Below are 22,887 nucleotides of genomic sequence, written 5' to 3'. Positions count from 1 at the left end.
CGCGATCATGAAATTTGCCGAGGAGTGCGCAAATTTCTGTGTTTTAGGCACTGCTGACTTACCGTAAGACCTTAGAAGGCTGTGCATGACCTTGACACCTCGACCCTGCCATTTAGACCTCGCGACAATTCTGGAATTAGGGAGTGAGGATATGAAAACACTAGGAACCATCTCTACGTTTGTCGGCAAGACATTTGCCGCCTGGGTCATTCTCTTTGCGGTCCTCGGTTTCTTTTTCCCTGACACCTTCAAGCAGATCGCACCGTGGATCGTAACGCTCCTGTCGATCATCATGTTCGGAATGGGTCTCACCCTGTCCGTGGATGATTTCCGCAAAGTTGTGAAGCGTCCGTTCGATGTCACCATCGGCGTGCTTGGTCAGTTCCTCATCATGCCGTTACTGGCCGTGTTGCTGACACGGATTATTCCAATGCCTCCAGAGGTCGCGGCTGGCGTCATTCTGGTCGGTTGCTGCCCGGGCGGCACCTCTTCCAATGTCATGACGTATCTGTCGAAGGGCGATGTTGCACTTTCGGTGGCCTGCACCTCGGTGACGACACTTGCAGCACCGCTGGTAACGCCGTTCCTGGTGTGGATGTTTGCCAGCCAATTTCTGCCGGTCGATGGCTGGGCAATGTTCCTCAGCATCGTCAAGGTCGTACTCGTGCCGCTGGCTCTGGGTGCTGCGTTGCAGAAGCTGCTCCCTGGCGTCGTCAAGGCCGCGGTTCCCGCGCTGCCGCTGGTCAGCGTCGTCGGCATTGTGCTCATCGTTTCGGCAGTCGTTGGTGCATCAAAAGGCGCCATCGCCCAGTCCGGCCTGATGATCTTTGCTGTTGTCGTCCTCCACAATGGTCTGGGCTACCTGCTCGGCTATTTCGCGGCAAAGGCGACGGGCCTTTCGCTTGCAAAGCGCAAGGCAATTGCCATCGAAGTTGGAATGCAGAATTCCGGTCTGGGTGCGGCGCTCGCAACTGCATATTTCTCGCCCCTTGCGGCGGTTCCAAGCGCCATATTCAGCGTGTGGCACAACATTTCTGGCGCGCTCCTGGCAAACTGGTTTTCGAGACGAAGCGATCAGAACACTGGCGCTGACTCAATCAATCGAGCCTAACCCATGTTATCTATAAACATCTGGGGGCACCAGATTGCTCTCAGTGATACCACATTAGAGGCGCTTCTTAGAGGGTGCGTAACCAGATGATCTGGGTGACACCGAGTGCCAGGATGGCCGCGATTGGAAGTCTTGCGATCATATGGACTTGAGGCTCACGCGCTGCTCCAGCTTCTCAGCGTCTTCCTTCCGCTCGCTGTAGCGATCGGTCAGGTAGCTAGATGCGTCCCGCGTCAGCAGCGTGAACTTTACCAGCTCCTCGCAAACGTCGACGACCCGGTCGTAATAGGATGACGGCTTCATTCGGCCGTCCGCGTCAAACTCCTGAAAGGCCTTGGCAACCGAGGACTGGTTGGGGATGGTGATCATTCGCATCCAGCGGCCAAGTACGCGCAGGTGGTTCACCGTGTTGAATGACTGGGAGCCGCCGGACACCTGCATCACCGCGAGGGTCTTGCCCTGCGTTGGGCGGATCGAGCCGACCGCCAGTGGAATCCAATCGATCTGCGCCTTCATGATTCCGGTCATCGCGCCGTGACGCTCCGGCGATATCCAGACATGGCCTTCCGACCACTGGGTGAGGTCGCGCAGTTCTTGGACTTTGGGATGGGTGACCGGTGCGGCATCGGGCAGCGGCAGATCTGTGGGATCGAAGATCCGCACCTCGCAGCCAAGTTCTTCCAGCAACCTGCCCGTCTCGAACGCGAGCAAGCGACTGTACGATACCGTGCGCAGCGAGCCGTAAAGGATCAGGATGCGCGGCTTGTGGGTCGAAAATGCCGGCCGCAGCGCGTCGAGGTCCGGCTGGCGCAGGTGGTCGCAGTCGAGAGCAGACAGATCAGCCAATGCGCTTGCCCTCCCCATCGAGAACCTGCTCGCCGTCTTCCTTGGTAAACGCACCCTTGTGCGTCTCCGGCAGGATGTCGAGTACGACTTCGGACGGGCGTGACAGCCGCGTTCCAAGTGGTGTCACCACGAACGGGCGGTTGATCAGGATGGGGTCTTTCAGCATGGCTTCGAGCAACTGATCGTCGGAGAGGTCCGGGTTGTCGAGACCAAGTTCGGCATAGGGCGTGCCTTTCTCGCGGATGGCTTCCCGCAACGCGAGGCCTGCGCCGGAAATCATCGTTTGAAGCTGATTACGGCTCGGCGGGGAGGTCAGGTACTCGACAACGGTTGGCTCGATGCCGGCATTACGGATCAGCTCCAAGGTGTTGCGCGACGTGCCGCAAGCGGGGTTGTGATAGATGGTGACGTCCATGATCTCAGGCCTTTTTGATGGTGGCGGCATTGGTCCGGACGGCAGCGCCGCGCTCGTACCAGTTCTTGCTGCGGTTGACGATCCAGACCACGGACAGCATCACCGGCACCTCGACGAGGACGCCGACGACAGTGGCGAGCGCTGCACCGGAGGTGAACCCGAACAGGCTGATGGCGGCGGCCACAGCCAGCTCGAAGAAGTTCGAGGCACCAATCAGGGCGGAGGGACCGGCCACGCAATGCTCCTCGCCGCTGACGCGGTTCAGCACATAGGCGAGGCCTGAGTTGAAATAGACCTGGATGAGGATCGGCACGGCAAGGAGCGCGATGACCATCGGTTGCGCAATGATCTGCTCACCCTGGAAGCCGAACAGCAGCACGAGGGTGGTGAGCAGCGCCACCAGCGAGACCGGCTGCAGGCGACCGGCCATGCGGTCGACATCCGTGCTCCCGCGCAAAACCTGCGCCACGATCACGGGCAGGAAGATATAGAGCACGACCGAAAGAATGAGCGTATCCCACGGCACGGTGATGGCGGAAAGTCCCAACAGGAGGGCTACGATTGGCGCAAACGCCACCACCATGATCGCGTCGTTGAGCGCCACCTGGCTCAGCGTGAAGTGCGGTTCGCCCTTGGTCAGGTTGGACCAGACGAACACCATGGCCGTGCAGGGTGCCGCCGCAAGAATGATCAGGCCTGCGATATAGCTGTCGATCTGGGTTTCCGGCAGATACGGTCGGAACAGCCAGCCGATGAACAGCCAGCCAAGCAGCGCCATCGAGAATGGCTTGACCGCCCAGTTGATGAACAGGGTAACGCCGATACCACGCCAGTGACGACCAACCTGGGCAAGAGAAGTAAAATCGATCTTCAGCAGCATGGGGGTGATCATCAGCCAGATCAGCACGGCGACCGGCAGGTTGACCTTGGCGACTTCCACCGCACCGATGGCTTGGAACACGTCCGGCATCAGGTGCCCGAGCCCAATTCCGACAACGATGCACAGGGCGACCCAGACGGTTAGGTAACGCTCGAACGTGGACATCAGGCGACCTGCCCCTGCGGGCGGGTGCCGCCTTCAAGCGCGCCTATCTCGCGAAGGCGGGTTTCCAGCGCCAGCTTGTCGATCGACGTCAGTGGCAGACTGAGAAACGCGGAGATCCGGTTTTCGAGGAAGCGCGCGGCCTTGGAGAATGCTCGGTCCTTCTCGATCTCTGTGCCTTCAACGGCGGCCGGGTCCTCGACACCCCAGTGAGCGGTCATCGGGTGGCCAAGCCACACAGGGCAGGCTTCGCCAGCGGCGTTGTCGCAGACCGTGAAAATGAAATCCATTTGCGGGGCACCGGGTTCGGCGAACTCATCCCAGGTCTTTGAGCGAAAGCCGGTGGACTCGTAACCGAGGGCGCGCAGCGTATCGAGGGCCAGCGGGTGCACTTGCCCCTTGGGTCGGCGACCTGCCGAATAGGCCTTGAAGCGCCCCTTTCCTTCGCCGTTGAGGATGGACTCGGCAAGGATCGAGCGGGCGGAATTGCCGGTGCATAGGAACAGGACACTAAAGACGCGGTCGCTGATCATCGCAGGTTCTCCGAAGTGGACGGGTCGCAGCAGGGGGTGAGAGCGGTGATCAGGGGCACACAGAGTTCGGCGCTGCCGCCGCAGCAGTCCTTGACAAGGTACAGGGTCAGGTCGCGCAACGCATCGATCTCGGCGCGGTAGATGATCGAGCGGCTGTGGCGCTCGCCTCTAATCAGACCGGCGCGCGACAGGATCGCAAGGTGGGCTGACATGGTGTTCTGTGGCACCTCGAGCAGGCGGGCGAGTTCACCGGCGGGCACGCCCTCCGGTTCGTGACGGACCAGCAGTCGGAAGGTGTCCAGACGGGTGGATTGGGCAAGGGCGGCAAACGCCGCAATAGCATTATTTGATTCCATGTATCCAGATTATTGGATATATGACTATTGTCAAGCATCTCGAGCTCTTTGGCGCCACCTCATATTGGTGAACTTGTACTTTCAGCATAAAATCCAGCGTGACATGAGCGCTGTAGGCGCATTGCTGCCGAACTCGCCGACCTGCGAAGACCAAATGCCGAAAGGATTGAAGCCACACCGAGTTAATGGTTGAAAGGTGCAACTAACCGATCTTATACGGGATGTCGATCATGCGCGAAATTGCTATCAGCCGCGAAAGTCGCCTTCGTTTGTTTCCCGCACGTCATAATTCAAATCCCAATTTTTTTTCCAGGGACTTTGAACCGGGCGGATTCTTATTTACAGTCGCGTCCTCAGAACCAGTAATGACCGTCGGCTTTGCGCTGGCAACGCCGTTATTATCACTGTGCTTCAAGCCTTGTGCGTATTGTCCTTCCGCATCCTTGTGAATCTTATTCAGGGATGGTTCATCGTCTTTCGGTCCAGACATTTGAATCTTTCTTGTCGGCGGTTTCTATTTTTGCAAACAAAATGGACAGTGCGTAGTTCCCCGTCATCTCAGAATTTGCGCGTTATTTCCCCCGGAAAGGATAAAGGTGGCGAATAATACAGTCTATTGCAGGCGAAAAGCAGATATCATTCAGGTCTGTTCATCCCCCGCATGAGGTCGTCGATTTCAAGCGTCCGCATCAGAAAATCTCGTATATGACAGCCACCAAAATTAGAGTTTGGTTGGATGGAGAGCATCGGAGACCGCGCCGCTACGATGCGACCTGGCCAAGGTAGACGCCAAACCTTTCAGACCGTCAGTACGACCTTGATGCAATTATCCTTTTTGTCGCGAAACGTCTCGTAGAGGCCCGGTCCGTCTTCCAGTTTCGCTCTGTGCGTGATGAGGAACGACGGATCGATCTCACCCTCTTCAATACGGCGCAGCAAGTCGCGCGAGTATCTGTTGACATGGGTCTGACCTGTGCGGATCGTTAGCCCCTTGTTCATAGCGGCGCCAAAGGGAATTTTATCCCAGAACCCACCATAGACGCCTGGGACTGAAACGATACCGCCGGGTCTGCAGGCCATGATGGCGGACCGCAGCGCATGCGGGCGATCTGTGCCCAAAAGTGTGGCTGCCTTTACCTTGTCGACGATCGCATCGAACGACGCGGTTGCATGGGATTCAGAACCAACGGCATCGATGCATTTATCCGCGCCGTAACCATCGGTCATGTCCTTGATATGCTCAAGGATCGTCTCATCGATCTCATCGAAGTTGATGATCTCGGCACCCAGCGACTGCGCGAGAGCAAGGCGTTCTGGAACGTTGTCAATTGCAATGACCCTAGCCGCGCCTTGCATGAACGCGCTCTTGATGCAGAACTGCCCGACAGGACCACACCCCCAGACAGCAACGACATCGGTTGGCTCGATCTCACAATTTGCGGCCGCCATCCAACCCGTGGGGAAGATGTCTCCCAAGAACAAGGCCTGCTCATCAGACATGCCGTTGGGAATGATGATAGGCGACACGTCGGCATATGGGACTCTGACGAACTCGGCCTGACCGCCGGCATAGGCACCGGTCAGATGCGAGTAACCAAAAAGACCAGCAGTGGGGTAACCGAAAGCCTTGGTTGCGTTATCGGCCGTTCTGTTTGTCCGTTCGCAAACCGACCAGTTGCCCTTAAGGCACTGATTGCATTCGCCACAGCTGATCGTGAATGGCACGACGACCCGGTCGCCAACTTTCAGCTTTTTATTGTCGCGCCCGACATCGACAACCTCCCCCATGAATTCGTGGCCGAGAATGTCACCCTTTTTCATAAAGGGAATGTATACGTCCATCAGGTGAAGGTCCGAGCCGCAGATTGCGCAGGCCGTCATCTTGATTACAACGTCTCGACCGTCCTCTATCTGTGGTTCAGGGACGTTGTCGCAGCGAATATCGCCTTTGCCGTGCCAGCACAGAGCTTTCATCTATCTTTCCTTTTGTCAGATCAGTTTGCCGTGCCGAGGGCACGGATTTCCGTTATAAAAAAGATCGCCAGCGAAATATGCTAAGGGCATAAATCCGACCCTTGGCGTCGATAACGACGGCAAGATCCGTTGACGACAAGCGCTCAAGAAGCTCCTACTGCGACATTGAACCTCACCTGAAGGTGAGCAGGAAGCCAGCTTATTGAGTAACCAAGCCGGGCGGAGGCACAGGTGTAAACCGCACGATCTTCAGATGGCGAACTTGAAGTTGAAGCAGAAGTTCCCGGCGAGTGTGCTTATCGACGTGTGAACAGAATTTAAGTAATAGCTTTTTGAGGCTTCTCGTATTACGCAGGCCCTTTACGCACGGAGATCTCTCGATGCCGTTTAGCGACCCTCTTCATCCATTGTGGAAACCTGAAAACCTCCGTCGCGCCATTCATGCTGCGGGCGTGGCACTGTGGTCGTGGAACGTTACGAACGATCGTTTCGCCATGGACGAGCAGGCATTCAAGCTCTGGGGTCTGGTGAAAAACGGCGAAGTGAAATTCGAAGACTTGTCTGCCCATGTTCATCCAGCCGATCGCGACCGTGTGCGCGCCGCGTTCACGGCTACGAGGGGAATTGTCGGACCCTATGAGATTGACTTCAGAATCATGGTCGGCAATGAAATACGCTGGATATCGGCGCGCGGATTGGGTGATGATGCCGCTCTACACAATGGACAGATGTTTGGCGTATTCCTCGACGTGACTGGTCGGAAACAGGCCGAGGAGGGCAATGAATTGCTCGCCGGGGAAATGAGCCACCGAGTGAAAAACCTTCTGGCGATCGCTATGGGCCTCACCAACATCACGTCACTGTCGTCCAACACCGTCAAAGAAATGGCAAAAGAGTTGACTGCGCGGCTGGCAGCTCTTGGCAGGGCACATGACCTAGTGCGGCCACTTCCGGGCGCGCAAGGGCACGCCGCGCTGTTGGGAGATCTCCTGTCGGTGCTTCTTGCGCCGTACGAGGATATGGGAGCATTCAAAGGGCGCATACGGGTTGCCGTACCGCGCATGGGAGTTGACGAAGCAGCAGCGACAGCCTTGTCACTTGTGTTTCATGAACTGGCGACAAATTCGATGAAGTATGGTGCTTTGTCCAAGGATACTGGCATTTTGGACCTGTCGGGTGCTACAGAGGATGGCGAAGTGACATTGACGTGGACAGAGCGAGGCGGACCGGCGGTGGATGCGCCGATAAGCGAAGGGGGGTACGGAAGTAAACTCCTCAACCGTATTGTATCCGGTCAACTCGGTGGGACGATCGAATACGATTGGTCTGAAAAAGGGGTTGTTATCGTTCTAAAACTGAGTGGCGAAAAGCTCGCCAAATAAGCTGAGCGAGTTTGCATCTGGTTGCTGATGACGAGAGTGAACATATTTCACGTCTACATGTAAGTGCGAGAAGATCGATAAACGGAGGTGACGGCGGCCAAAATTGCTTCGCGTGCGTCGCCCGTTTCCTCGGCGTCTAATAGATACCAGCTGTTGCACCTCACTGATCAAAAATTGGAATCGCCCTATTTTCGGGCTCGACGGTTCGGTCTCCGTCAAGCTGTTGGCACTTCCACGTGCTTCCGGGCGGCAGTGCTAGAGATCTAGGCGGTTCGAGTTGCTGGCCGACGTGTTTGATATTGCCTCTAATATTTCAAAGACTATCCCTGTAAAAAGAGTGGCGTAACCATCAACCGATCTCATGCACTGGCCATAATCTTTAACGAGAATAAACGCGTCTTCTCGCTTAACGCGATAGGCAGACTCGAACGGATGCCTGTCTATTACTGTCATTTTGAGGCGTTCGATGACACCAGCGCGATCATCTTGATGGACGGTTTCGAGAAAGCTCTCTGCAGGAAGACCTCGATCGACGTTGGAATAGTCAACGCCCATAATCTCTGCGTAGCGCCGATCGGCCCAAAACCTGTTTTCTACAATGTCCCAAGTGTAAAAGCCTCCTTCCATTACCGGATGGAGCTTCTGTTTGGTCGATAATATTCCCATGTAAAGACCCCGTTTTCCCTCGGGATGAGACTGGACGATTCGTGCTACAGATAAACCCCTTAAGACGACATGCGGCGATTTTTGCACGCCAAAATTTGCCGTTCAATTCTTAGGGACATCTGCTGTCACATCAGCATCAGTATGCTTCGGTCAACGGCAAACAACGGCGCGCTCTGCGTAGAATCAGCAGTGCCGAGATGTCTTTACGCCAGGTAGCAACATCGGCCGTTGCAGGGACTGTCCCTTTTCGAGTCCACTCCGAGTCAACGGCGGCTGGAATCATGCCTCCTCTAGCGCGCAGGCTTCAGGTTAAGCACCCGTCGATGGTCACCAGAGAAAATACAATTATCCGTGCGCAACGAATAGTCTTCGGCTTATGTGTTCATCGCATGGTTGACGAATTCACAAATATATCTAAAGTTGTCTTTAGCCGATAGTGCTCAACAAAGCCGATCTGAACGGAAAGTTGCGCTTGTCTGGGTCTCGTTTGTCGCTCTGTCCACAGAATGCTTCGCTGAGGAGCCGGTAAATGTATTCAAATTCTTCAAAAGCACGATTGCTGTCTAACCTTTCGAACGCCGTACGAATTGAACTGCTTTCTGCCATTTTAAAAAGAGAAATGTCCGTCGGCGAACTTTGCTCAAAGATGCAGATGAGCCAGTCGGCTGTGTCCCAGCATCTGGCGAAACTTCGGTCTGATGGCTTGGTAAACACACGTCGGGACGCGCAAACCATTTACTACAGTTGCGCCAACCCTGGTGTGCAACGTGTCCTGAATTTGCTCGACGAAATTTTCAGTCCAGAATTTTCCGCTGAAAATACATACGTGTTTAAAAGTGCCGATAAAGCAAGCTGACAAAACCCGCCAATTGGGCCTTGTCTCGGGAAAAATTGGAAGGTTCCCTGATTCATCCAAAGCCTATCAGGGCGCAACCGTTGGGCCCCCACCCACGCTGTCTTGTAAAAACGCAGGATACCCTACAAGCTGAAGTCAGCTGCGACGAGGGGTGCTACCCTAATCGCTGAGAGTGCAGTTCTTTTACGGCCTTGGCGATCCGGAAGATGGAAAGTCGGTAAGTCGAATAACATTTGAGACGCGGACTGGATCGGTTTCAAAAATGCTATACCCGTTCCGGCCCCGCCTTTTTGTTTCGTAGAGCGCCCGGTCTGCATTATCCAGCAGCACTTCAGGATCGATGCCAGGTCCATAGGGCGAAACAATCCCTATACTAACGGTTAAAGGAAGTTGCAGAGCTTGCCAATAAAGGGGTTTTGCTCTGATCGCATTGATGATCTGACTGGCAATAGTCGCTGCCGAGGCCGCAGACGCACCTATCAGAACCAGCCCAAATTCATCACCTCCAATGCGCGCAATTACGTCACCCCGTCGCAGCTGTTTTGTTATCACGCCTGCCACGTGCTTCAACGCCGCGTCGCCTGCTGCATGACCATATTTGTCGTTGATATGCTTAAACCTATCTAAATCAAACAGAAGCACGCTAAAGCGCTCCCCGCCAGAAGCTCCATCACAAGCCTTCTGAAGGTGTTTTACGAATTGTCTGCGGTTGGCTATGCCTGTCAGTTCGTCTTCATTTGCAAGGCGATCCAACTCTACACGTTCGCGCTCGACTGCCGATACAAGGAGCCCGAAATTCCAGATGACCGACACGAATAGAAAGACCAGTAGGTCGACCGATGCCACCTGATAAAGATCAAGCTCAGGCTCCATTCCTGTGACGATAAGAATATTTCCAGCCGCGACAACAAAATGGGATATCGCCCCCATTGTCATCGCCATGCATGAGACGGCCGCACCGAGATCTTGACGGACAAACCGCAACAAGTAGACCGCCATCAGCACGAGCGGCACAGCTTGCGTCAGAGTGTAGATTGGATTCCGCCCATGCCACACTTCGAATGTTAACAGCATAAGCATGACACTCCCACTCAGTAGCAGCGCAATCGTTTTCCATCCGACGGCGTCTCCGTGGAACTGGCGTAAACCACACCAGTTCAGGTAAAACCCGACGATTATGAAACTGTTTCCCGCAACGGTTTGAATGATCAAACCACTATCTCCTTGCGAGGAGAGAATGATGCCGCCAACCGCGCCTGCTGCACTGCCGAAAAGCCAATATCTGGCAGCAAGGAGGTCGGTATAGCGATAAGCGATCATGCTCCAAAGGACGCAGTGTGACAGATTGAGAAGCAGGACGACGACAAACAGAGTGAAGAAATCTGGCATTGGCAACCTGTCTGTGAAAGCCAGATGGCTACAAGGAGAGACTGAAGACTGCATGAAGATATTTCAGAGGATTTGATCGAAACACAATCCCTCGGAACTAACAACTGTCTTTTTCTATCTTAGCGCGCAGACGGATCAACCGTGGAAGCAAGATCACCACCCGCAGCGACTAGCGATAGAGGGCCGCGCTGTGGGGCCTAAAGTTAATTGGCATCTGAAAGTCTGGTTCAGGAGATTTGGGCATCTATTTGTGCGACCGGCCAGCAACTTGTCTGTCCCACTGTTATCATAAATCGTGATCCCGTTGGGATGATTACCGGATTTACTTTCGCCGTAGCTTTAGGCGAAACATCCTTGTCCGAGTATTTTTGTTCACCAAAGGAGCCTGTGATCCAATGATGATGAACCCGCGATGGACAGCACCGGTCGCAACATTGATCTTTGGCCTATTTTTCTGGCAACTTGTGTGTCATCTGGGCGACGTTAGTGAACCTTGGGATGCCGCCGCATACTGGTACGCTGCATATCCGTTGTCTGTGATCATATCTGGACTAATCGCGTGGTTTTTCAGAAAAATGTGGTACGCAGGAGCGATCATCACATTTGCCCAATTACCCGCGCTGGTGGCTGCAAACAATGACCCTTCAATCATGATCGGCCTCCCTTTTTTGCTTGCCTTGTCGTTTCCTGCCATCGCGGCATCAGCGCTTGCAATGCGGTTGCGACCTCGAGCTTAAGGGAATGCTTCCTCTTGGTGCGCGGAACGCAATTAAGAGCTGACTAACAATCCCGGCAGAGAATTCGTGCTTATGCTCATCGCCCCTCATGCGTCGCCGCAGCACTTGCTGCGACAAACGCAATTTCGATGTGGTGTGCTCAGGCAGCCTGCTGACTGTCGTTGCTCAGGATTTCAACGATCCGGTCATAGCCGTAGAAAGTCGCGAGGCTCAGTGGTGTCAGACCCGAGTGGGTTTTCAAATCACGGCGAGCACCGGCGCGGACCAGCGACGCAACAGCATCCACATATCCATGCCACACAGCATCGTGCAACGCGGTCAGGCCATTGTAAGGACCCTGTGCATCGAGCTCAACCTGTGTGTCCCCCTGCTTTGTTGATGACGTCAAGATATCGATGTGATCCGCCTTTCCGAAATAGGCAGCATCGTGAAGTGGCGAACCACGCATGAGACCGATCGTACGGCGGGGATCTGCCCCAGCATCCAGCAATACGCGCACTATTTCGGCATGGCCTTCGCGAACTGCGAGACCGAGAGGCGTGTAGTCGTCATCGAACGTCCCGGTTATTGGCACCCGAACCTCAAAATCCGCACCATCTGCGATCAGCCGCTTCACCTCCTCAATATTGCCGGCCTTGACTGATGAGACGGTTAACATGCCCGCGATGTGCTTTTCATCTGCCTCATCTCGTTCCTCAATCAACGCTGAGATTGCCTGCAGGTCGTCATACTTGGCGATGTCGAGCGCGGTCTGTTGCCAGTAATTCCGTATCGTGGTCCGAGCGCGCCGCGACAGCAAAACCCGCACGACAGATTCGTGCTTGTGAAGCACGGCATCCATCAAGGCTGTGTTACCAAGAACGGGCGATTGCTGATCGATGAAGGCTCCGTGGTCCAAGAGCATCCCGATCACATCGGCGCTGCCGGACTGTGCTGCCTTGTGGATTGCCGTTGCCCCCATTCGAGGTTCCGCCGCCAGCACGTCCGCCCCGGCGGTCAGGAGCAAAGCAACAGCTTGTGCCTGCCCAAGCGCAGACGCGATCATCAATGGCGTAAGACCATCGGAGCCTCGAGCATTGACGTCGGCCCCGGCGTCAATAGCGCCTTTGACCGAAGCAAGATCGCCTGTACGAAGTGCGTGAGAAAGTGTCATTATCGTATGTTCCTTGATCGATTAGGCAGTTGCTGAAACGGTGGCATTCAGGCCGTTCAGGAATTTGATGATTTCGGCATTCACGCGTTCGCGGGCCTCATGATGAGGCCAGTGACCGACACCTTCCAGGCGCACGACATCGACGAGGCCAGGCGCTGTCTCGCGCATTTCTTCCACTGTCGGTGGGACCGGGTGGAACAGTCGGCACAACCCGTCTGCATCGCCCCAAATATAAAGCGATGGCTGCTTGATCAGCACATCCTTGTAGGCAGCGAGATGCTCAAACGTCGCCTGCACGCCACGGTACTGGTTCAGCCCCCCTCGGAACCCCGTTCGCTGGAACGTTTCGATGTTGTGTTTCACATAGGCTGGATCGGCCCAGCTCGGCAGCACGTCAGGTGCAGGTCGGAACATATTCCGCTTTGCATCGATGGGGTCCCAGCCGGTTCCTTCGACGGGCTCGCCCGAGAGCCAATAAAGTGCACTCGGGATAGTCTTGCTGGCATCGCGGATCCGGTCATCCGTCTCCGCCTTCATCATGTCGAAAGCGTAATAGAGATCGCCGAGACCGCGACTGCGTAGCATGTCCCATGTACTCAACTCGCCCCGTGGCAGGAACGGGATGCCGAGCGTTATGATCCCGTTGAAACGATCTGGTCGCATGACCATTGCGCGTTGGCCGTGGTCCGCGCCCCAATCATGCGATACGATCGTTGCGGTAGGCACCTGCAATGCATCAAGGATGCCAATCAGGTCGCCAACAATGAAGGCTCCGCTATACAATGCTGGATCGTCCGGGGAATAACTGTCGCCAAAACCCCTCATGTCCAGCGCGATCGCGCGGTACCCGTTTTCTGCAACAACTTGCATCTGGCTACGCCACGTTTCCACAGTGTCTGGAAATCCGTGCAAGAAAAGCACGACTGGACCACGGCCTTGTTCAACGACATGGAAAGAGTCACCGTTGGCCTCGATTTGCGAATGAAGTACGGGATGATCCGTGGCGGCTGATAGTAAACTAGGATGGCTCATTTTCTGCTCCAATTTATGCTTGATGCGAGCCTTGCGGCGCGTGTTGGATCGGCTCCAATTCCATGACTTCACCACCTGAAGCGCGAAGCCTTTCAAGGTATGTGGAGTGATCGATGAGCTGGGCCGGGAAGTAGAGACCCGGTCGAGGCGCATCGCCTTCGAGACCAGCCAGGCGTTCAAGAACGAGCGCGACACCCAAACCCGTGAGCGGCATCTGCCCACCGGGGTGAACGATCGCGTGACGTTTCCGAAGCGGCTGCCCGGCGTGATCCAGGCCCGAAAGGTTGATGATAATTTCCGTCGATACCGGTCCGCCATTCCGGCGGGCGGAGCTCATTCCGATGGCCAAGTCGAACCGAATATCAGGTGCGTCGGTTGCGTTTGCCAACAACAGGACGTCGTTCGGCGAAAACAGGTTCGCGTTCAACTCGGTACCGTCGATTGCGCGGACCTTTGACTTGGTTTCGTCGCCATGGCACCACCGCCACGCGCCAGCCGTTCTTATAAGAGCAGCAGCACCCGCATACATCTGGCGCTCAAGGTCTGCATTTGCCGCAGGTCCAAACGCATCTTGCTCATCGAGCACCGCCTCGATGTGAAAGTTTTCCAGACGACCAAATTCTCGGGCGAACAGGAGCGACGGTACGCTTGTCGCACCAACCAGCCACTCTGTACCCAAAACGACGGGCGCGGCGGCAGGGTTTTGCATGAATGTCGCAGTTTCCAAACCGAGTTCGCTGATGCTTGGCGAGATGTTGATATACCCGGCACCTTTTTGCTGGGCCCAGCGGAGAGCTGCCCCAGTCTCATCGGTGAACAGCGTTGCGACTGCCGAGACGCGCCGCTCGCCTAACCCCAGGTCGGACGCAGTGAGGTCCACGACCACCGCAGACGCGCCGTCGACAGCTGCTGCTGCTCGTATCGCCCGTTGTTCGTCGCGACCGCCAATGAGGATTGGTACATCAGGATGTTGGTCACGCAAGAAGCGTGTAGCCCAGCGCCCGACCTCACCAGCGCCGCCGATAATCAGGATTGGGTCGTGCAGACTTTCAGAAGCTTGTAACATTGCGACACCTATGTTTTACTAATACCTACATATGGTAGGTTACTAAAAGTAGGTACGCAAGTGGAAAAACCAAAAGTCGCTGTCGACAACAGGACCGCGGGCCGTCTTTCAAAGCCCGAGCGGCGTCAGCAACTCCTGGAGACGGCGCGCTTAATCGTTCGGAAGGAAGGTGCTGATCGGCTGACGTTAGGCCATCTGGCAGTGCGTGCGGGCGTCTCCAAGCCTGTGACTTACGAGCATTTCGAGACCAGAACAGGTCTGTTGATTGAACTCTATCGTTGGATAGACACCGAACGCATCACCGCGTTTCGCACGCTTATGGCTGAGCAAAATCGATCTGCGGAAGAGACTGTTTCGGCTTTGGCTAAAACCTATCTGGCTTGCGGAACCGATCAGGGTGACGAATTTCATGCTGTCGGCGCGGCGCTTGCAGGAAGCGAAGAGAAAGCAGGCGTTTACCAGGAGTTAGTCGACGCTGTGATCGAAATGTTCGTGGAAGTTCTACGGCCTCACTCAAGCTTACGGCCGGAATCGTTGGCGTTGGCTTCCGCAGCTTTGGTTGCAGCAGGAGACGCGTTAACAACCGCAGTTACGCGCGGGAATTGCTCTGCTGCTGAGGCAGAGGAGGTGTTTTCGGTTCTCATTGGAGCTGTGGCCCCAGGTGAAGTTCGAGAATTGATGCCGGGCGCCAACAACTCTTAGTTTTTCAACAGTAACTGAGCAGAGCGGTCATATTTCAATAACCAGTAGTCGCCTCCGGAGCTGGTCCATGGCGCGTTGAAACACGGCCGGGTTGTCCAGCGCGCGCGACAACACTATTGCGCCCTGTATGGAAAGCACGGCATCTTCCGAGAGGATACGCGCTCGTTCATCGTGCTGGCCCTGCCGAACGAGCGCTGCTTGCAACGCGTCTACCCAGCTTGCGAAATAACCCCGAACGGCCTGGGAGAAGCGGTCTCGTGTATTGGAGACGGCCAAGGCGCCAACCAGGCATACACGCCTGCCAGATTTGAAGTAATCCGTGATGGCATCAAGCATCGCATTGATAGCAGCATTGGCATCGCTCCCGTTCCGCAAGGGGGCATATATCGCAGTTTCGAACCACTGTTCGATTTCTGTGAGGACAGCCCGCACCATCTCTTCTTTCCCACCAGGAAAAAAGTTGTAGAGGCTGCCCTTGCCGAGGCCAGTAGCCTTGCCAATCAAAGCAAGGCTTGCCCCTTCATAGCCGTGTTCACGGAACACTTCGGCGAGGGGAGCTATGGTGTCAGATCTTTCGGCAACCATGCGGGCCATGACTAGAGACCCAAATCGCTGAGGCCAGGGTGGTCATCCGGCCGACGGCCGAGCGGCCATTGGAACAGGCGCTCGCTTTCGGAGATCGGCATTTCATTGATGCTGGCATGTCTATGCGCCATCAGCCCGTCCTCGGCAAATTCCCAGTTCTCATTGCCGTAAGCGCGGAACCAGCGACCGCTATCGTCATGATATTCATAAGCGTACCGCACTGCAATGCGGTTACCGGCAAAAGCCCAAAGCTCCTTGATGAGGCGGTAGTCGTGCTCCTTGTTCCACTTGCGTGTCAGAAATGCCTGGGCCTCGTCGCGAGTGGTGCAGAACTCGACGCGATTACGCCAACGCGTGTCGAGCGTATAGGCCTGAGCGACCCTGGCAGCATCGCGTGTGTTCCAGCCGTCTTCGGCCAGGCGAACCTTTTCTACTGCACTTCCCAGGGTGAAGGGCGGGAGTGGAGGGCGTGACATGTTGGATCCTTTTTAAACTTATACTGATTGGTACGACTTTTACCGATTAGTACAATGTGCTCTGACGTCGTACCTGTCAAGCATGCGAAGACCGGGAAGCTATATACCGACGACGAGCGGCAGGGACTCCCTTGCGCAATCATCGATCACGTCACAACCCGCAACCTGCGCACCGTCAAAGCCTTACGTGGCTCATAATGTGAACCCCTGAGCAGCACATGAATGCGTCAATCGGCGGATTTGGAGCATTCATCACTTTAGCGAGTCGTCATTCACCTACTTGAGCTGAGTTGCTTATCGAGACTGTGACGTAAAAATTGCCCGAGGGATTTCACTTCTGGCGAGAGCGGTCCCCGTCCTTTGATCAGCGCGATTTCGGACGCCGGTTGATCGTCAAAACCTTCGGACGAATTTAGCTTTCGATGCTCCGGTAGAACTGCGTCGGATGGCAAGAGGCTTATGCCCAGGCCCGAGGCAACGGCCGCTTGCACGCCCATGAGCCCCTGGCTGGTATAGGCGATCCGCCAGCGGCGGCCATTGCGCTCGATGGCGCGAATGGCGCGATCGCGATAGATGCAGCCGACAGGAAAAACGGCAAGTGGCACAGGGTCGGTCTTGGCGGCGTGAGTGGCACTTTCCACCCAGATAAGGTCTTCTGTCCAGCTTGCAATACAAGGCCCATCGCCCGGCTCGCGTTTGATCAGCGCCAGATCGATCTCGCGCGCGTCCAGCAGGCGACGAAGTTCCGCGCTCCAGCCGCTGACAGTATCCAGTCGAATATGTGGGGATGCGGCAGAAAACCCAGTCAGAAGGTCAATCAGGCGCCGCCCTGCAAAATCTTCCGGCACACCCAGGCGAACCGTGCGCGGTGCCGAAGGCTTTCGCATCACCTCAGCGGCCTCTTCTGCCGTGGCGAGGAGCCTGCGCGCATAGCTCAGGAGCAATTCACCAGCTTCCGTTGTCTCGATCGTGCCTGTCGACTTGTCGCGCCGCAGAAGCAGCGCGCCAAGATTACCCTCCAGCTTTTTTATCTGCTGGCTGACAGTTGATTGCGTCAGGTGCACACGTTCAGCGGCTTTCGTGAAGCCGCCACTATCGACCACCGCAGCATAAGTTTTCAAAAGATCGAGATCGAAACCAAAGCTCATTTGAATTTCCACTGAAAGATATCACCACATTTAATTGTGCAATGTTGTGGGAGTTTGTCAATCTCAGGAAAAAGGAGATAACACATGACATTGACCGGACAAAAGCCGACATGGCTGACTTTCGATTGCTACGGAACCTTGATCCAGTGGGACGAGGGACTGCTCGCGGCAATGGACCGGATACTTACGACAAAAGGCACTGGTGTTGACCAGAAGGCCTTTATCTCAGCCTATGACCAACATGAACATGCCTTGGAGGCGGAGCGGCCTCATCGTCGTTTTGCTGCGGTCAGTGCCCTTGCGCTGGAGCGCGCTATGGGTGATTTCGGGCTGCCGTTCGAGACCGCCGACGCCGAGATTCTCACGTCCTCGATCGGCAAGATGCCGCCTTTTCCGGAGGTTGTCCAAACACTTGGAGAGCTGAAGGCCGCGGGTTTCCTCTTGGCGATCATCTCGAACACCGACGATGCAATCATTGCCGGAAACGTTTCCCAGCTTGGCGGCCATATTGATCGCGTTATCACCGCCGAGCAGGCTGGAGCTTATAAACCGTCACGGCAGACCTTCCATCATGCCTGGGAAAGCCTTGATATCGGCATGGAGGATCTGGTGCATATCTGCGCCAGCCCGCATCTCGACCTCGTGGCCGCGCGCGAACTTGGCTTTCGTACCGTCTGGGTCGATCGAGGAAGGGGTCGCAAGCCGCTGGAGGACTACCGACCAAATGCTATTGTACCAACCCTCTATAAGGTGCCAGCGGTGCTTTCTGCCGCAGGCTGGATGTGACGGATTGCTGAGGAGGCCCATATGGCACATGAACTGAATATTCCCAAAGCCCAGCTTGCGCCACGGCGCAATACTTCTCTGGAAACGGACGAGATATGGCAGGCAAGGGTCGATCTTGCCGCCTGCCTTCGAACAGCGGCGCGCCTCGGTCTTGAGGAAGGCATCTGCAATCATTTTTCCGCGGTGGTGCCGGGGCATTCGGATCTCTTCATTGTCAACCGCCTGGGCTGGGCCTTTCAGGAGGCGACGGCGTCCTCGCTGCTGATCTGCGATTTCGAGGGCAATGTGATTGCCGGGTGACGGCGTGCCGGAAGCGACCGCATTCTTCATCCATGCGCGTGTGCACAAAATGGCTCCGCGTGTGGGGGCCGCTTTTCATACGCACATGCCGAATGCGACTGCCCTCAGTATGCTGGAAGGCGAGCCACTGGTCTGGGCTGGCCAGACCGCGCTCAAATTCTATGGCCGCGTGGCAATCGATGAGCATTATAATGGTCTTGCTCTGGATGAGAGCGAAGGCGACAGGATTGCCTCCGTGCTCGGCGACAAGGATATCCTGTTCATGAAAAACCACGGCGTGATGGTCTGCGCACCGAACATTGCCGAGGCTTGGGACGATCTTTACTATCTGGAGCGTGCGGCCGAAGTCCAGCTAAAGGCAATGAGTACAGGTCGAGCATTGCTGCCAGTCTCGCTCGAAATCGCAGCGGAAACGGCAAGGCAAATGCGGGAAGGCGACCCCGAAAGCGCCAGACTGCATCTGGAAAGCCTGCGCCGTGTTCTCGATAGGCTGGACCCTGGTTATAGCGCCTGATCTTTTTGCGTCCCGGAATGTAACCTCGGGACGCGCTACACGCTTGTATCTATTTCAACAAGGCCCTCAGCCGTGGCGTCGCAAAGTCCAGAAACGTCCTGAGTTTCAGGGGCATGAGGCCGTCCGATAGATGGACGAGGTGAACCGGCGACGTCTCTCGTTCGAAGTTTTCCAGCAGTGGCACCAGCAAGCCAGCATCGACTGCGCGCTTTGCTTGATAGGCCATGACCCGAGTTATGCCGAGACCGGACGCCGCAGCGTCGACCGCAGCTTCTGCCGTATTGACGGAAAGGCGCGTCCGGATTGGCACCGCGATATCTTTTGCGCCGTCGTGGAACGTCCAGAACCGTGTCGACAGCACGCCTTCGAACGCGATGCAATCGTGTTGCTTGAGTTCGTCAGGATGGGACGGATGGGAATGCCGCTTCAGATAATCGGGATTGGCATAGACGGTCGTGCGGGTGGAGCCGAGGCGGATAGCGATCAGGCTGCTGTCCGAAAGACGGCTGATGCGCAGGGCGACATCGATATGTTCGTCTGCAAGACTGATAGGCCGGTCGCTCATAATCAGACGAATGTTGATGTCCGGAAAAGCTTTCAGAAAATCCGTGACGACTGGCAGGACATGCAGGCGACCGAAGACGATTGGTGCCGTCATCGTCAGGTCTCCCTTGGGTGCGACATATTCTCCGGTGGCGCGGCGTTCGGCTTCCTCTACCCTCTCGAGAATTTCACGAGCCGCAACGACATAACTCTCTCCGGCCTCGGTGAGCAGGATTTTGCGGCTGGTGCGGGTGAACAGGCGAACGCCGAGAAGGCTCTCCAACTCTGAGATCTTGCGGCTGACCGTCGGTAGCGGCGAGTGCAATGCGCGCGACGCGGCGGAAAGGCTACCATGTTCCACCACTGACAAGAGAACACCCATGGCGTCGAGACGATCCATATTTACCTTCCATAAAACGAGAGGATGGTTACATAAAACACCGTCTACTCTAAAAATATGGTTCCCGATAGGTTTCTTACGTTACCGGATGACGGTGTCCGGACCTCAAGGGAGCAAACCATGAAACTCTATCACTTTCCGCTTTCGGGCCATGCGCATCGTGCTCGTCTTTTCCTATCTTTGCTGAACGTGAAGGCTGAGATCATCGACCTCGATCTGGCGAACGGCGAGCACAAGACGCCCGAATTCCTGAAGCTCAACCCGTTCGGCCAAGTGCCGGTGCTCGTCGATGGGGATGTTGTCGTCAATGATTCCAATGCGATCCTTGTCTATGTTGCCACGAAGCTTGGCCGCAAGGACTGGATGCCCGACGATCTCGCCTCTGTCGCGAAGATACAGAAATGGCTTTCCGTTGCCGCCGGAGAAATTTCGTATGGTCCGTGCGCGGCCCGCCTGATCACGGTATTCGGAGCAGACTTCCGCGCCGACGAAGTGATTGCCCGCGCTCACCGGATTCTCGGCCTCATCAATGCCGAACTCGAAAATCACCGTTTCATCATCGGCAACACACCGACCATCGCGGATGTCGCGCTCTACAGCTACATCGCGGGCGCGCCGGAGGGCAATGTCGATCTGACACCGTACCCGGAGGTCCGTCACTGGTTGGCGCGGATCGAAGCTTTGCCCGGTTTCGTCGCTCTTCCGAAAACGGCCATCGGCCTCGCAGTCTGACATAGCCTTGCGGCCGGGTGCTGGCCCGGCCGCTGTTTCCATAGGAGGTTCGAATGCCTGCTGAAGAACTCTCACCATCGTCGGCCTGGCATGCGGGGGAACTGCAAATACAGCGCCACGCTGGGGTGCTGGAACAAATGGACCCTGTCGGGCGTAAGGTTTTGCGCACGTTCATGCTTGATCAGCATCGGGAGTTCTATCCGATGCTGCCGTTCATCGTCATTGGAGCTGTGGATGGCGAGGGCAATCCATGGGCGACGATCCGTAGTGGACATCCCGGTTTTTTACAGGCGCCCGATGCCCAGACACTCAGCATCGATGCCGCCAGCGATCCCGCTGATCCCGCCGAAGCCGGGATGAACGACGGCGACCCGATCGGTCTGGTCGGTGTCGATCTCATCACGCGTCGACGCAACCGGATGAACGGTACGGTCGTCCGCAGCAGCAGCGACCGTTTTTCCGTTGCCGTTGGACAAAGCTTCGGCAACTGTCCTCGCTACATCCAGCATCGTCAGTTCAGCTTCGTGCGCGATCCAGCAACGCGGCAATCTTGCGAAGTGATTGTGTCAGATCGGCTCGACGCACATCAGCGTAGCATTATCGAAGCCGCCGACACTTTCTTCGTGGCGTCCTATGTGGACCTAGAGGGTGAAGGACGGCAGGTGGATGCCTCCCATCGTGGTGGCCGACGCGGTTTCGTTCGTGTCGATGCCGATGGTGGCCTGACTGTGCCGGATTTTAACGGCAACCTGTTCTTCAACACGCTCGGCAATTTCGCCGTCAACCCGCGCGCCGGGCTACTGTTTGTCGATCATGAGACGGGTGACATGCTGCAGATCGCTGGAAGCGTCGAGATCATCCTGGATTCACCCGAGATCGCGGCCTTCGAGGGCGCCGAGCGGCTTTGGCGCGTCATGCCGGAAAAGGTCGTGCTGCGCAAAGATGCACTGCCACTGCGCTGGAGCTTTCTTCAAGATGGCATGTCGCCAAGCAGCTTGATGACGGGAACCTGGCAGGAGGCCGCAAGCCGCTTGAAGGTCGCGGCCCAGGCAAAAACCTGGAGGCGCTTCCGCGTGGAGCGAACCATCGAGGAAAGCTCAACGATCCGTTCGCTACATCTTGCTCCGGTGGATGACGAGGCTGTCATTCCGCATCTGGCAGGCCAGCATCTGCCGATCAGCATCACGGAGGGGACGGATACGATCCGCCGCAGCTACACAATATCAAGCGCCCCCTCGGACGGCTTCTATAGGCTAAGCATCAAGCGTGAAGGCCGGGCGTCTACGCTCCTGCACAAAATGCGGCAAGGCGACGAGATCAAGTTGCTATCACCCTCTGGAGCGTTCACCATCGACGCGATGGAGCGCAGCCGTCCGGCCGTGCTTCTTGCAGCTGGCATCGGCATAACGCCTTTACTTTCGATGCTGCGTCATGTCGTCCATACAGGTGACAGGACGCGCTATCGTCGCCCGGTATGGTTGTTTAGGTCGTCGCGCACCGTTGCCGAAAGAGCGTTCGACAGCGAAATCGGCGAACTGGTGGGGCGCAGCGAAGGCACCGTTCGGGATATCAGGGTGCTCGGTGCGCCCGGAGTCGATGACGACGGCCTTTTCGATGCGACAGGCCGCATCGACATGACACTGTTGAAGACACATCTGCCCTTCGGCGACTATGACTTCTACATCTGCGGACCGTCGTCCTTTATGCAGGCAATGTATGATGGGCTGCGCGGACTGAATATCGCAGACGTTCGTATTCATGCGGAAGCATTCGGCCCCTCCGGTCTGAAGCGTGATCACGCTGTTCAGGTATCAACGAAGCCGCGCAAGCCTGCCGCTTCGGTTCCGACGCCAGTCGTCTTCACACAATCGTCAAAACAGGCGCAATGGAAGCCAGGCAGCGGGTCCTTGCTGGAATTGGCAGAACAAAGTGGCCTCAACCCACCTTATGGCTGTCGGGCCGGTAACTGCGGGGATTGCCGAACGAAGATCGTCAAGGGTGACGTCAGTTATCTCTCTGAGCCAGGCTATGCGGTAGCAAATGGCGAGGCGCTGATCTGCTGTTCGGTTCCTGCAGAAGGGGACAAGGATTTGCAGCTCGAATTGTAGGCGATGTGAATTCTTTGTCAGAGGACTTTATGGCT

At 56.1% G+C, this 22,887-nt stretch carries 23 protein-coding genes and 2 pseudogenes; 9 read left to right on the top strand and 16 right to left on the bottom strand.

The genetic code is table 11. The annotated features are described in order from the left end of the window. Positions 1 to 151 precede the first annotated feature (151 nt). The gene (locus tag HRR99_RS23045; protein ID WP_233125044.1) at positions 152 to 1,111 is read left to right on the top strand and encodes a bile acid:sodium symporter family protein; all 960 of its coding nucleotides are present in this window, start codon (positions 152 to 154) and stop codon (positions 1,109 to 1,111) included. 138 nt (positions 1,112 to 1,249) lie between these two features. Here the strand turns inward: HRR99_RS23045 and arsH are convergent, their stop codons facing one another. The 7 genes and pseudogenes from arsH to HRR99_RS23010 form a co-directional block, all read right to left on the bottom strand. Next, complete coding sequence (gene arsH / locus HRR99_RS23040) at positions 1,250 to 1,975, bottom strand: arsenical resistance protein ArsH (RefSeq protein ID WP_233125043.1); 726 nt, start codon at positions 1,973 to 1,975, stop codon at positions 1,250 to 1,252. Continuing rightward, a complete protein-coding gene (gene arsC / locus HRR99_RS23035) occupies positions 1,950 to 2,372 on the bottom strand; it encodes an arsenate reductase (glutaredoxin) (protein ID WP_233125042.1) in 423 nt (140 codons plus the stop codon). Before arsC ends, arsH begins: the two co-directional genes overlap by 26 nt. Positions 2,373 to 2,376: 4 nt before the next feature. Beyond that, complete coding sequence (gene arsB, locus HRR99_RS23030) at positions 2,377 to 3,417, bottom strand: ACR3 family arsenite efflux transporter (protein ID WP_233125041.1); 1,041 nt, start codon at positions 3,415 to 3,417, stop codon at positions 2,377 to 2,379. Then, positions 3,417 to 3,947, bottom strand: coding sequence for an arsenate reductase ArsC (locus tag HRR99_RS23025; RefSeq protein WP_233125040.1), 531 nt, complete (start codon positions 3,945 to 3,947; stop codon positions 3,417 to 3,419). Before HRR99_RS23025 ends, arsB begins: the two co-directional genes overlap by 1 nt. Then, positions 3,944 to 4,303 carry an ArsR/SmtB family transcription factor gene (locus tag HRR99_RS23020; RefSeq protein ID WP_233125039.1) on the bottom strand — a complete coding sequence of 120 codons (360 nt, stop codon included), beginning with the start codon at positions 4,301 to 4,303 and terminating at the stop codon, positions 3,944 to 3,946. Before HRR99_RS23020 ends, HRR99_RS23025 begins: the two co-directional genes overlap by 4 nt. Positions 4,304 to 4,549: 246 nt before the next feature. Further along, positions 4,550 to 4,793 (bottom strand): annotated as a pseudogene (locus HRR99_RS23015) (hypothetical protein). A gap of 308 nt (positions 4,794 to 5,101) precedes the next feature. Then, entirely contained in the window at positions 5,102 to 6,277 is a 1,176-nt protein-coding gene (locus HRR99_RS23010) for a zinc-dependent alcohol dehydrogenase (RefSeq protein WP_233125038.1), read from the bottom strand. Between the two features lie 380 nt (positions 6,278 to 6,657). Here HRR99_RS23010 and HRR99_RS23005 point away from each other — a divergent pair, with 380 nt between their 5' ends. Beyond that, positions 6,658 to 7,659 (top strand): sensor histidine kinase, encoded by a 1,002-nt coding sequence (locus tag HRR99_RS23005; protein ID WP_233125037.1) that lies wholly within the window; start codon positions 6,658 to 6,660, stop codon positions 7,657 to 7,659. A 255-nt stretch (positions 7,660 to 7,914) separates the two neighbouring features. On the opposite strand, the gene HRR99_RS23000 is transcribed toward HRR99_RS23005, so the two are convergent. Further along, positions 7,915 to 8,325, bottom strand: coding sequence for a hypothetical protein (locus tag HRR99_RS23000; protein WP_233125036.1), 411 nt, complete (start codon positions 8,323 to 8,325; stop codon positions 7,915 to 7,917). 529 nt (positions 8,326 to 8,854) lie between these two features. Between HRR99_RS23000 and HRR99_RS22995 the strand changes: the two genes are divergently transcribed. Then, positions 8,855 to 9,181 carry an ArsR/SmtB family transcription factor gene (locus tag HRR99_RS22995; RefSeq protein WP_233125035.1) on the top strand — a complete coding sequence of 109 codons (327 nt, stop codon included), beginning with the start codon at positions 8,855 to 8,857 and terminating at the stop codon, positions 9,179 to 9,181. Between the two features lie 183 nt (positions 9,182 to 9,364). Here HRR99_RS22995 and HRR99_RS22990 read toward each other — a convergent pair whose 3' ends face one another. Further along, positions 9,365 to 10,570, bottom strand: a complete 1,206-nt coding sequence (locus tag HRR99_RS22990) for a GGDEF domain-containing protein (RefSeq protein WP_233125034.1) — start codon at positions 10,568 to 10,570, stop codon at positions 9,365 to 9,367. A 395-nt stretch (positions 10,571 to 10,965) separates the two neighbouring features. Here HRR99_RS22990 and HRR99_RS22985 point away from each other — a divergent pair, with 395 nt between their 5' ends. Further along, a complete protein-coding gene (locus HRR99_RS22985) occupies positions 10,966 to 11,307 on the top strand; it encodes a hypothetical protein (protein ID WP_233125033.1) in 342 nt (113 codons plus the stop codon). Between the two features lie 139 nt (positions 11,308 to 11,446). On the opposite strand, the gene HRR99_RS22980 is transcribed toward HRR99_RS22985, so the two are convergent. From HRR99_RS22980 to HRR99_RS22970, 3 genes are all read right to left on the bottom strand, one after another. Then, the gene (locus tag HRR99_RS22980; RefSeq protein ID WP_233125032.1) at positions 11,447 to 12,460 is read right to left on the bottom strand and encodes an ankyrin repeat domain-containing protein; all 1,014 of its coding nucleotides are present in this window, start codon (positions 12,458 to 12,460) and stop codon (positions 11,447 to 11,449) included. 21 nt (positions 12,461 to 12,481) lie between these two features. Next, positions 12,482 to 13,330 carry an alpha/beta fold hydrolase gene (locus HRR99_RS22975; protein ID WP_233125031.1) on the bottom strand — a complete coding sequence of 283 codons (849 nt, stop codon included), beginning with the start codon at positions 13,328 to 13,330 and terminating at the stop codon, positions 12,482 to 12,484. A 175-nt stretch (positions 13,331 to 13,505) separates the two neighbouring features. Continuing rightward, on the bottom strand, positions 13,506 to 14,558 hold the full coding sequence (locus tag HRR99_RS22970) for an NAD(P)-dependent oxidoreductase (protein ID WP_233125030.1): 1,053 nt from the start codon (positions 14,556 to 14,558) through the stop codon (positions 13,506 to 13,508). Between the two features lie 60 nt (positions 14,559 to 14,618). Between HRR99_RS22970 and HRR99_RS22965 the strand changes: the two genes are divergently transcribed. Next, positions 14,619 to 15,260 carry a TetR/AcrR family transcriptional regulator gene (locus tag HRR99_RS22965; protein WP_233125029.1) on the top strand — a complete coding sequence of 214 codons (642 nt, stop codon included), beginning with the start codon at positions 14,619 to 14,621 and terminating at the stop codon, positions 15,258 to 15,260. A gap of 27 nt (positions 15,261 to 15,287) precedes the next feature. Here HRR99_RS22965 and HRR99_RS22960 read toward each other — a convergent pair whose 3' ends face one another. The 3 genes from HRR99_RS22960 to HRR99_RS22950 form a co-directional block, all read right to left on the bottom strand. Next, positions 15,288 to 15,854, bottom strand: coding sequence for a TetR/AcrR family transcriptional regulator (locus tag HRR99_RS22960; protein ID WP_233125028.1), 567 nt, complete (start codon positions 15,852 to 15,854; stop codon positions 15,288 to 15,290). Between the two features lie 2 nt (positions 15,855 to 15,856). Continuing rightward, entirely contained in the window at positions 15,857 to 16,321 is a 465-nt protein-coding gene (locus tag HRR99_RS22955) for a nuclear transport factor 2 family protein (RefSeq protein ID WP_233125027.1), read from the bottom strand. Between the two features lie 272 nt (positions 16,322 to 16,593). Beyond that, positions 16,594 to 17,469 carry a LysR family transcriptional regulator gene (locus HRR99_RS22950; RefSeq protein WP_233125026.1) on the bottom strand — a complete coding sequence of 292 codons (876 nt, stop codon included), beginning with the start codon at positions 17,467 to 17,469 and terminating at the stop codon, positions 16,594 to 16,596. Positions 17,470 to 17,553: 84 nt separating this feature from the next. Here HRR99_RS22950 and HRR99_RS22945 point away from each other — a divergent pair, with 84 nt between their 5' ends. Continuing rightward, positions 17,554 to 18,255: a haloacid dehalogenase type II gene (locus HRR99_RS22945; RefSeq protein WP_233125025.1), complete on the top strand. Its 702-nt coding sequence runs from the start codon at positions 17,554 to 17,556 to the stop codon at positions 18,253 to 18,255. Between the two features lie 21 nt (positions 18,256 to 18,276). Continuing rightward, positions 18,277 to 19,069: pseudogene (locus HRR99_RS22940) on the top strand (aldolase). Positions 19,070 to 19,118: 49 nt separating this feature from the next. Here HRR99_RS22940 and HRR99_RS22935 read toward each other — a convergent pair. Beyond that, positions 19,119 to 20,012, bottom strand: coding sequence for a LysR family transcriptional regulator (locus HRR99_RS22935; protein ID WP_233125024.1), 894 nt, complete (start codon positions 20,010 to 20,012; stop codon positions 19,119 to 19,121). A gap of 120 nt (positions 20,013 to 20,132) precedes the next feature. Between HRR99_RS22935 and HRR99_RS22930 the strand changes: the two genes are divergently transcribed. Together HRR99_RS22930 and HRR99_RS22925 are read left to right on the top strand one after the other, a co-directional pair. Further along, positions 20,133 to 20,744: a glutathione S-transferase family protein gene (locus tag HRR99_RS22930; RefSeq protein WP_045232692.1), complete on the top strand. Its 612-nt coding sequence runs from the start codon at positions 20,133 to 20,135 to the stop codon at positions 20,742 to 20,744. 53 nt (positions 20,745 to 20,797) lie between these two features. Further along, positions 20,798 to 22,852 (top strand): 2Fe-2S iron-sulfur cluster-binding protein, encoded by a 2,055-nt coding sequence (locus tag HRR99_RS22925; protein ID WP_233125023.1) that lies wholly within the window; start codon positions 20,798 to 20,800, stop codon positions 22,850 to 22,852. The last annotated feature ends 35 nt before the right edge of the window (positions 22,853 to 22,887 follow it).

Origin of the sequence: Agrobacterium vaccinii, from assembly GCF_021310995.1 — a bacterium.
GTDB classification, from domain to species: domain Bacteria; phylum Pseudomonadota; class Alphaproteobacteria; order Rhizobiales; family Rhizobiaceae; genus Agrobacterium; species Agrobacterium vaccinii.
Note: the sequence above shows the minus strand (reverse complement) of the source record. Positions and strands in the feature narration are given on the sequence as shown.

Coding starts and splice junctions, on each gene's coding strand:
- HRR99_RS23025 (WP_233125040.1), bottom strand. CDS start 3,947: ATGATCAGCGACCGCGTCTTTAGTGTCCTGTTCCTATGCACCGGCAAT.
- HRR99_RS22970 (WP_233125030.1), bottom strand. CDS start 14,558: ATGTTACAAGCTTCTGAAAGTCTGCACGACCCAATCCTGATTATCGGC.
- HRR99_RS23005 (WP_233125037.1), top strand. CDS start 6,658: ATGCCGTTTAGCGACCCTCTTCATCCATTGTGGAAACCTGAAAACCTC.
- HRR99_RS23010 (WP_233125038.1), bottom strand. CDS start 6,277: ATGAAAGCTCTGTGCTGGCACGGCAAAGGCGATATTCGCTGCGACAAC.
- HRR99_RS22935 (WP_233125024.1), bottom strand. CDS start 20,012: ATGGATCGTCTCGACGCCATGGGTGTTCTCTTGTCAGTGGTGGAACAT.
- HRR99_RS23000 (WP_233125036.1), bottom strand. CDS start 8,325: ATGGGAATATTATCGACCAAACAGAAGCTCCATCCGGTAATGGAAGGA.
- HRR99_RS23045 (WP_233125044.1), top strand. CDS start 152: ATGAAAACACTAGGAACCATCTCTACGTTTGTCGGCAAGACATTTGCC.
- HRR99_RS22950 (WP_233125026.1), bottom strand. CDS start 17,469: ATGAGCTTTGGTTTCGATCTCGATCTTTTGAAAACTTATGCTGCGGTG.
- HRR99_RS22960 (WP_233125028.1), bottom strand. CDS start 15,854: ATGGCCCGCATGGTTGCCGAAAGATCTGACACCATAGCTCCCCTCGCC.
- arsH (WP_233125043.1), bottom strand. CDS start 1,975: ATGGGGAGGGCAAGCGCATTGGCTGATCTGTCTGCTCTCGACTGCGAC.
- arsC (WP_233125042.1), bottom strand. CDS start 2,372: ATGGACGTCACCATCTATCACAACCCCGCTTGCGGCACGTCGCGCAAC.
- HRR99_RS22990 (WP_233125034.1), bottom strand. CDS start 10,570: ATGCCAGATTTCTTCACTCTGTTTGTCGTCGTCCTGCTTCTCAATCTG.
- HRR99_RS22930 (WP_045232692.1), top strand. CDS start 20,133: ATGAAACTCTATCACTTTCCGCTTTCGGGCCATGCGCATCGTGCTCGT.
- HRR99_RS22955 (WP_233125027.1), bottom strand. CDS start 16,321: ATGTCACGCCCTCCACTCCCGCCCTTCACCCTGGGAAGTGCAGTAGAA.
- HRR99_RS22945 (WP_233125025.1), top strand. CDS start 17,554: ATGACATTGACCGGACAAAAGCCGACATGGCTGACTTTCGATTGCTAC.
- HRR99_RS22925 (WP_233125023.1), top strand. CDS start 20,798: ATGCCTGCTGAAGAACTCTCACCATCGTCGGCCTGGCATGCGGGGGAA.
- HRR99_RS22995 (WP_233125035.1), top strand. CDS start 8,855: ATGTATTCAAATTCTTCAAAAGCACGATTGCTGTCTAACCTTTCGAAC.
- HRR99_RS22975 (WP_233125031.1), bottom strand. CDS start 13,330: ATGCAAGTTGTTGCAGAAAACGGGTACCGCGCGATCGCGCTGGACATG.
- arsB (WP_233125041.1), bottom strand. CDS start 3,417: ATGTCCACGTTCGAGCGTTACCTAACCGTCTGGGTCGCCCTGTGCATC.
- HRR99_RS23020 (WP_233125039.1), bottom strand. CDS start 4,303: ATGGAATCAAATAATGCTATTGCGGCGTTTGCCGCCCTTGCCCAATCC.
- HRR99_RS22980 (WP_233125032.1), bottom strand. CDS start 12,460: ATGACACTTTCTCACGCACTTCGTACAGGCGATCTTGCTTCGGTCAAA.
- HRR99_RS22985 (WP_233125033.1), top strand. CDS start 10,966: ATGATGATGAACCCGCGATGGACAGCACCGGTCGCAACATTGATCTTT.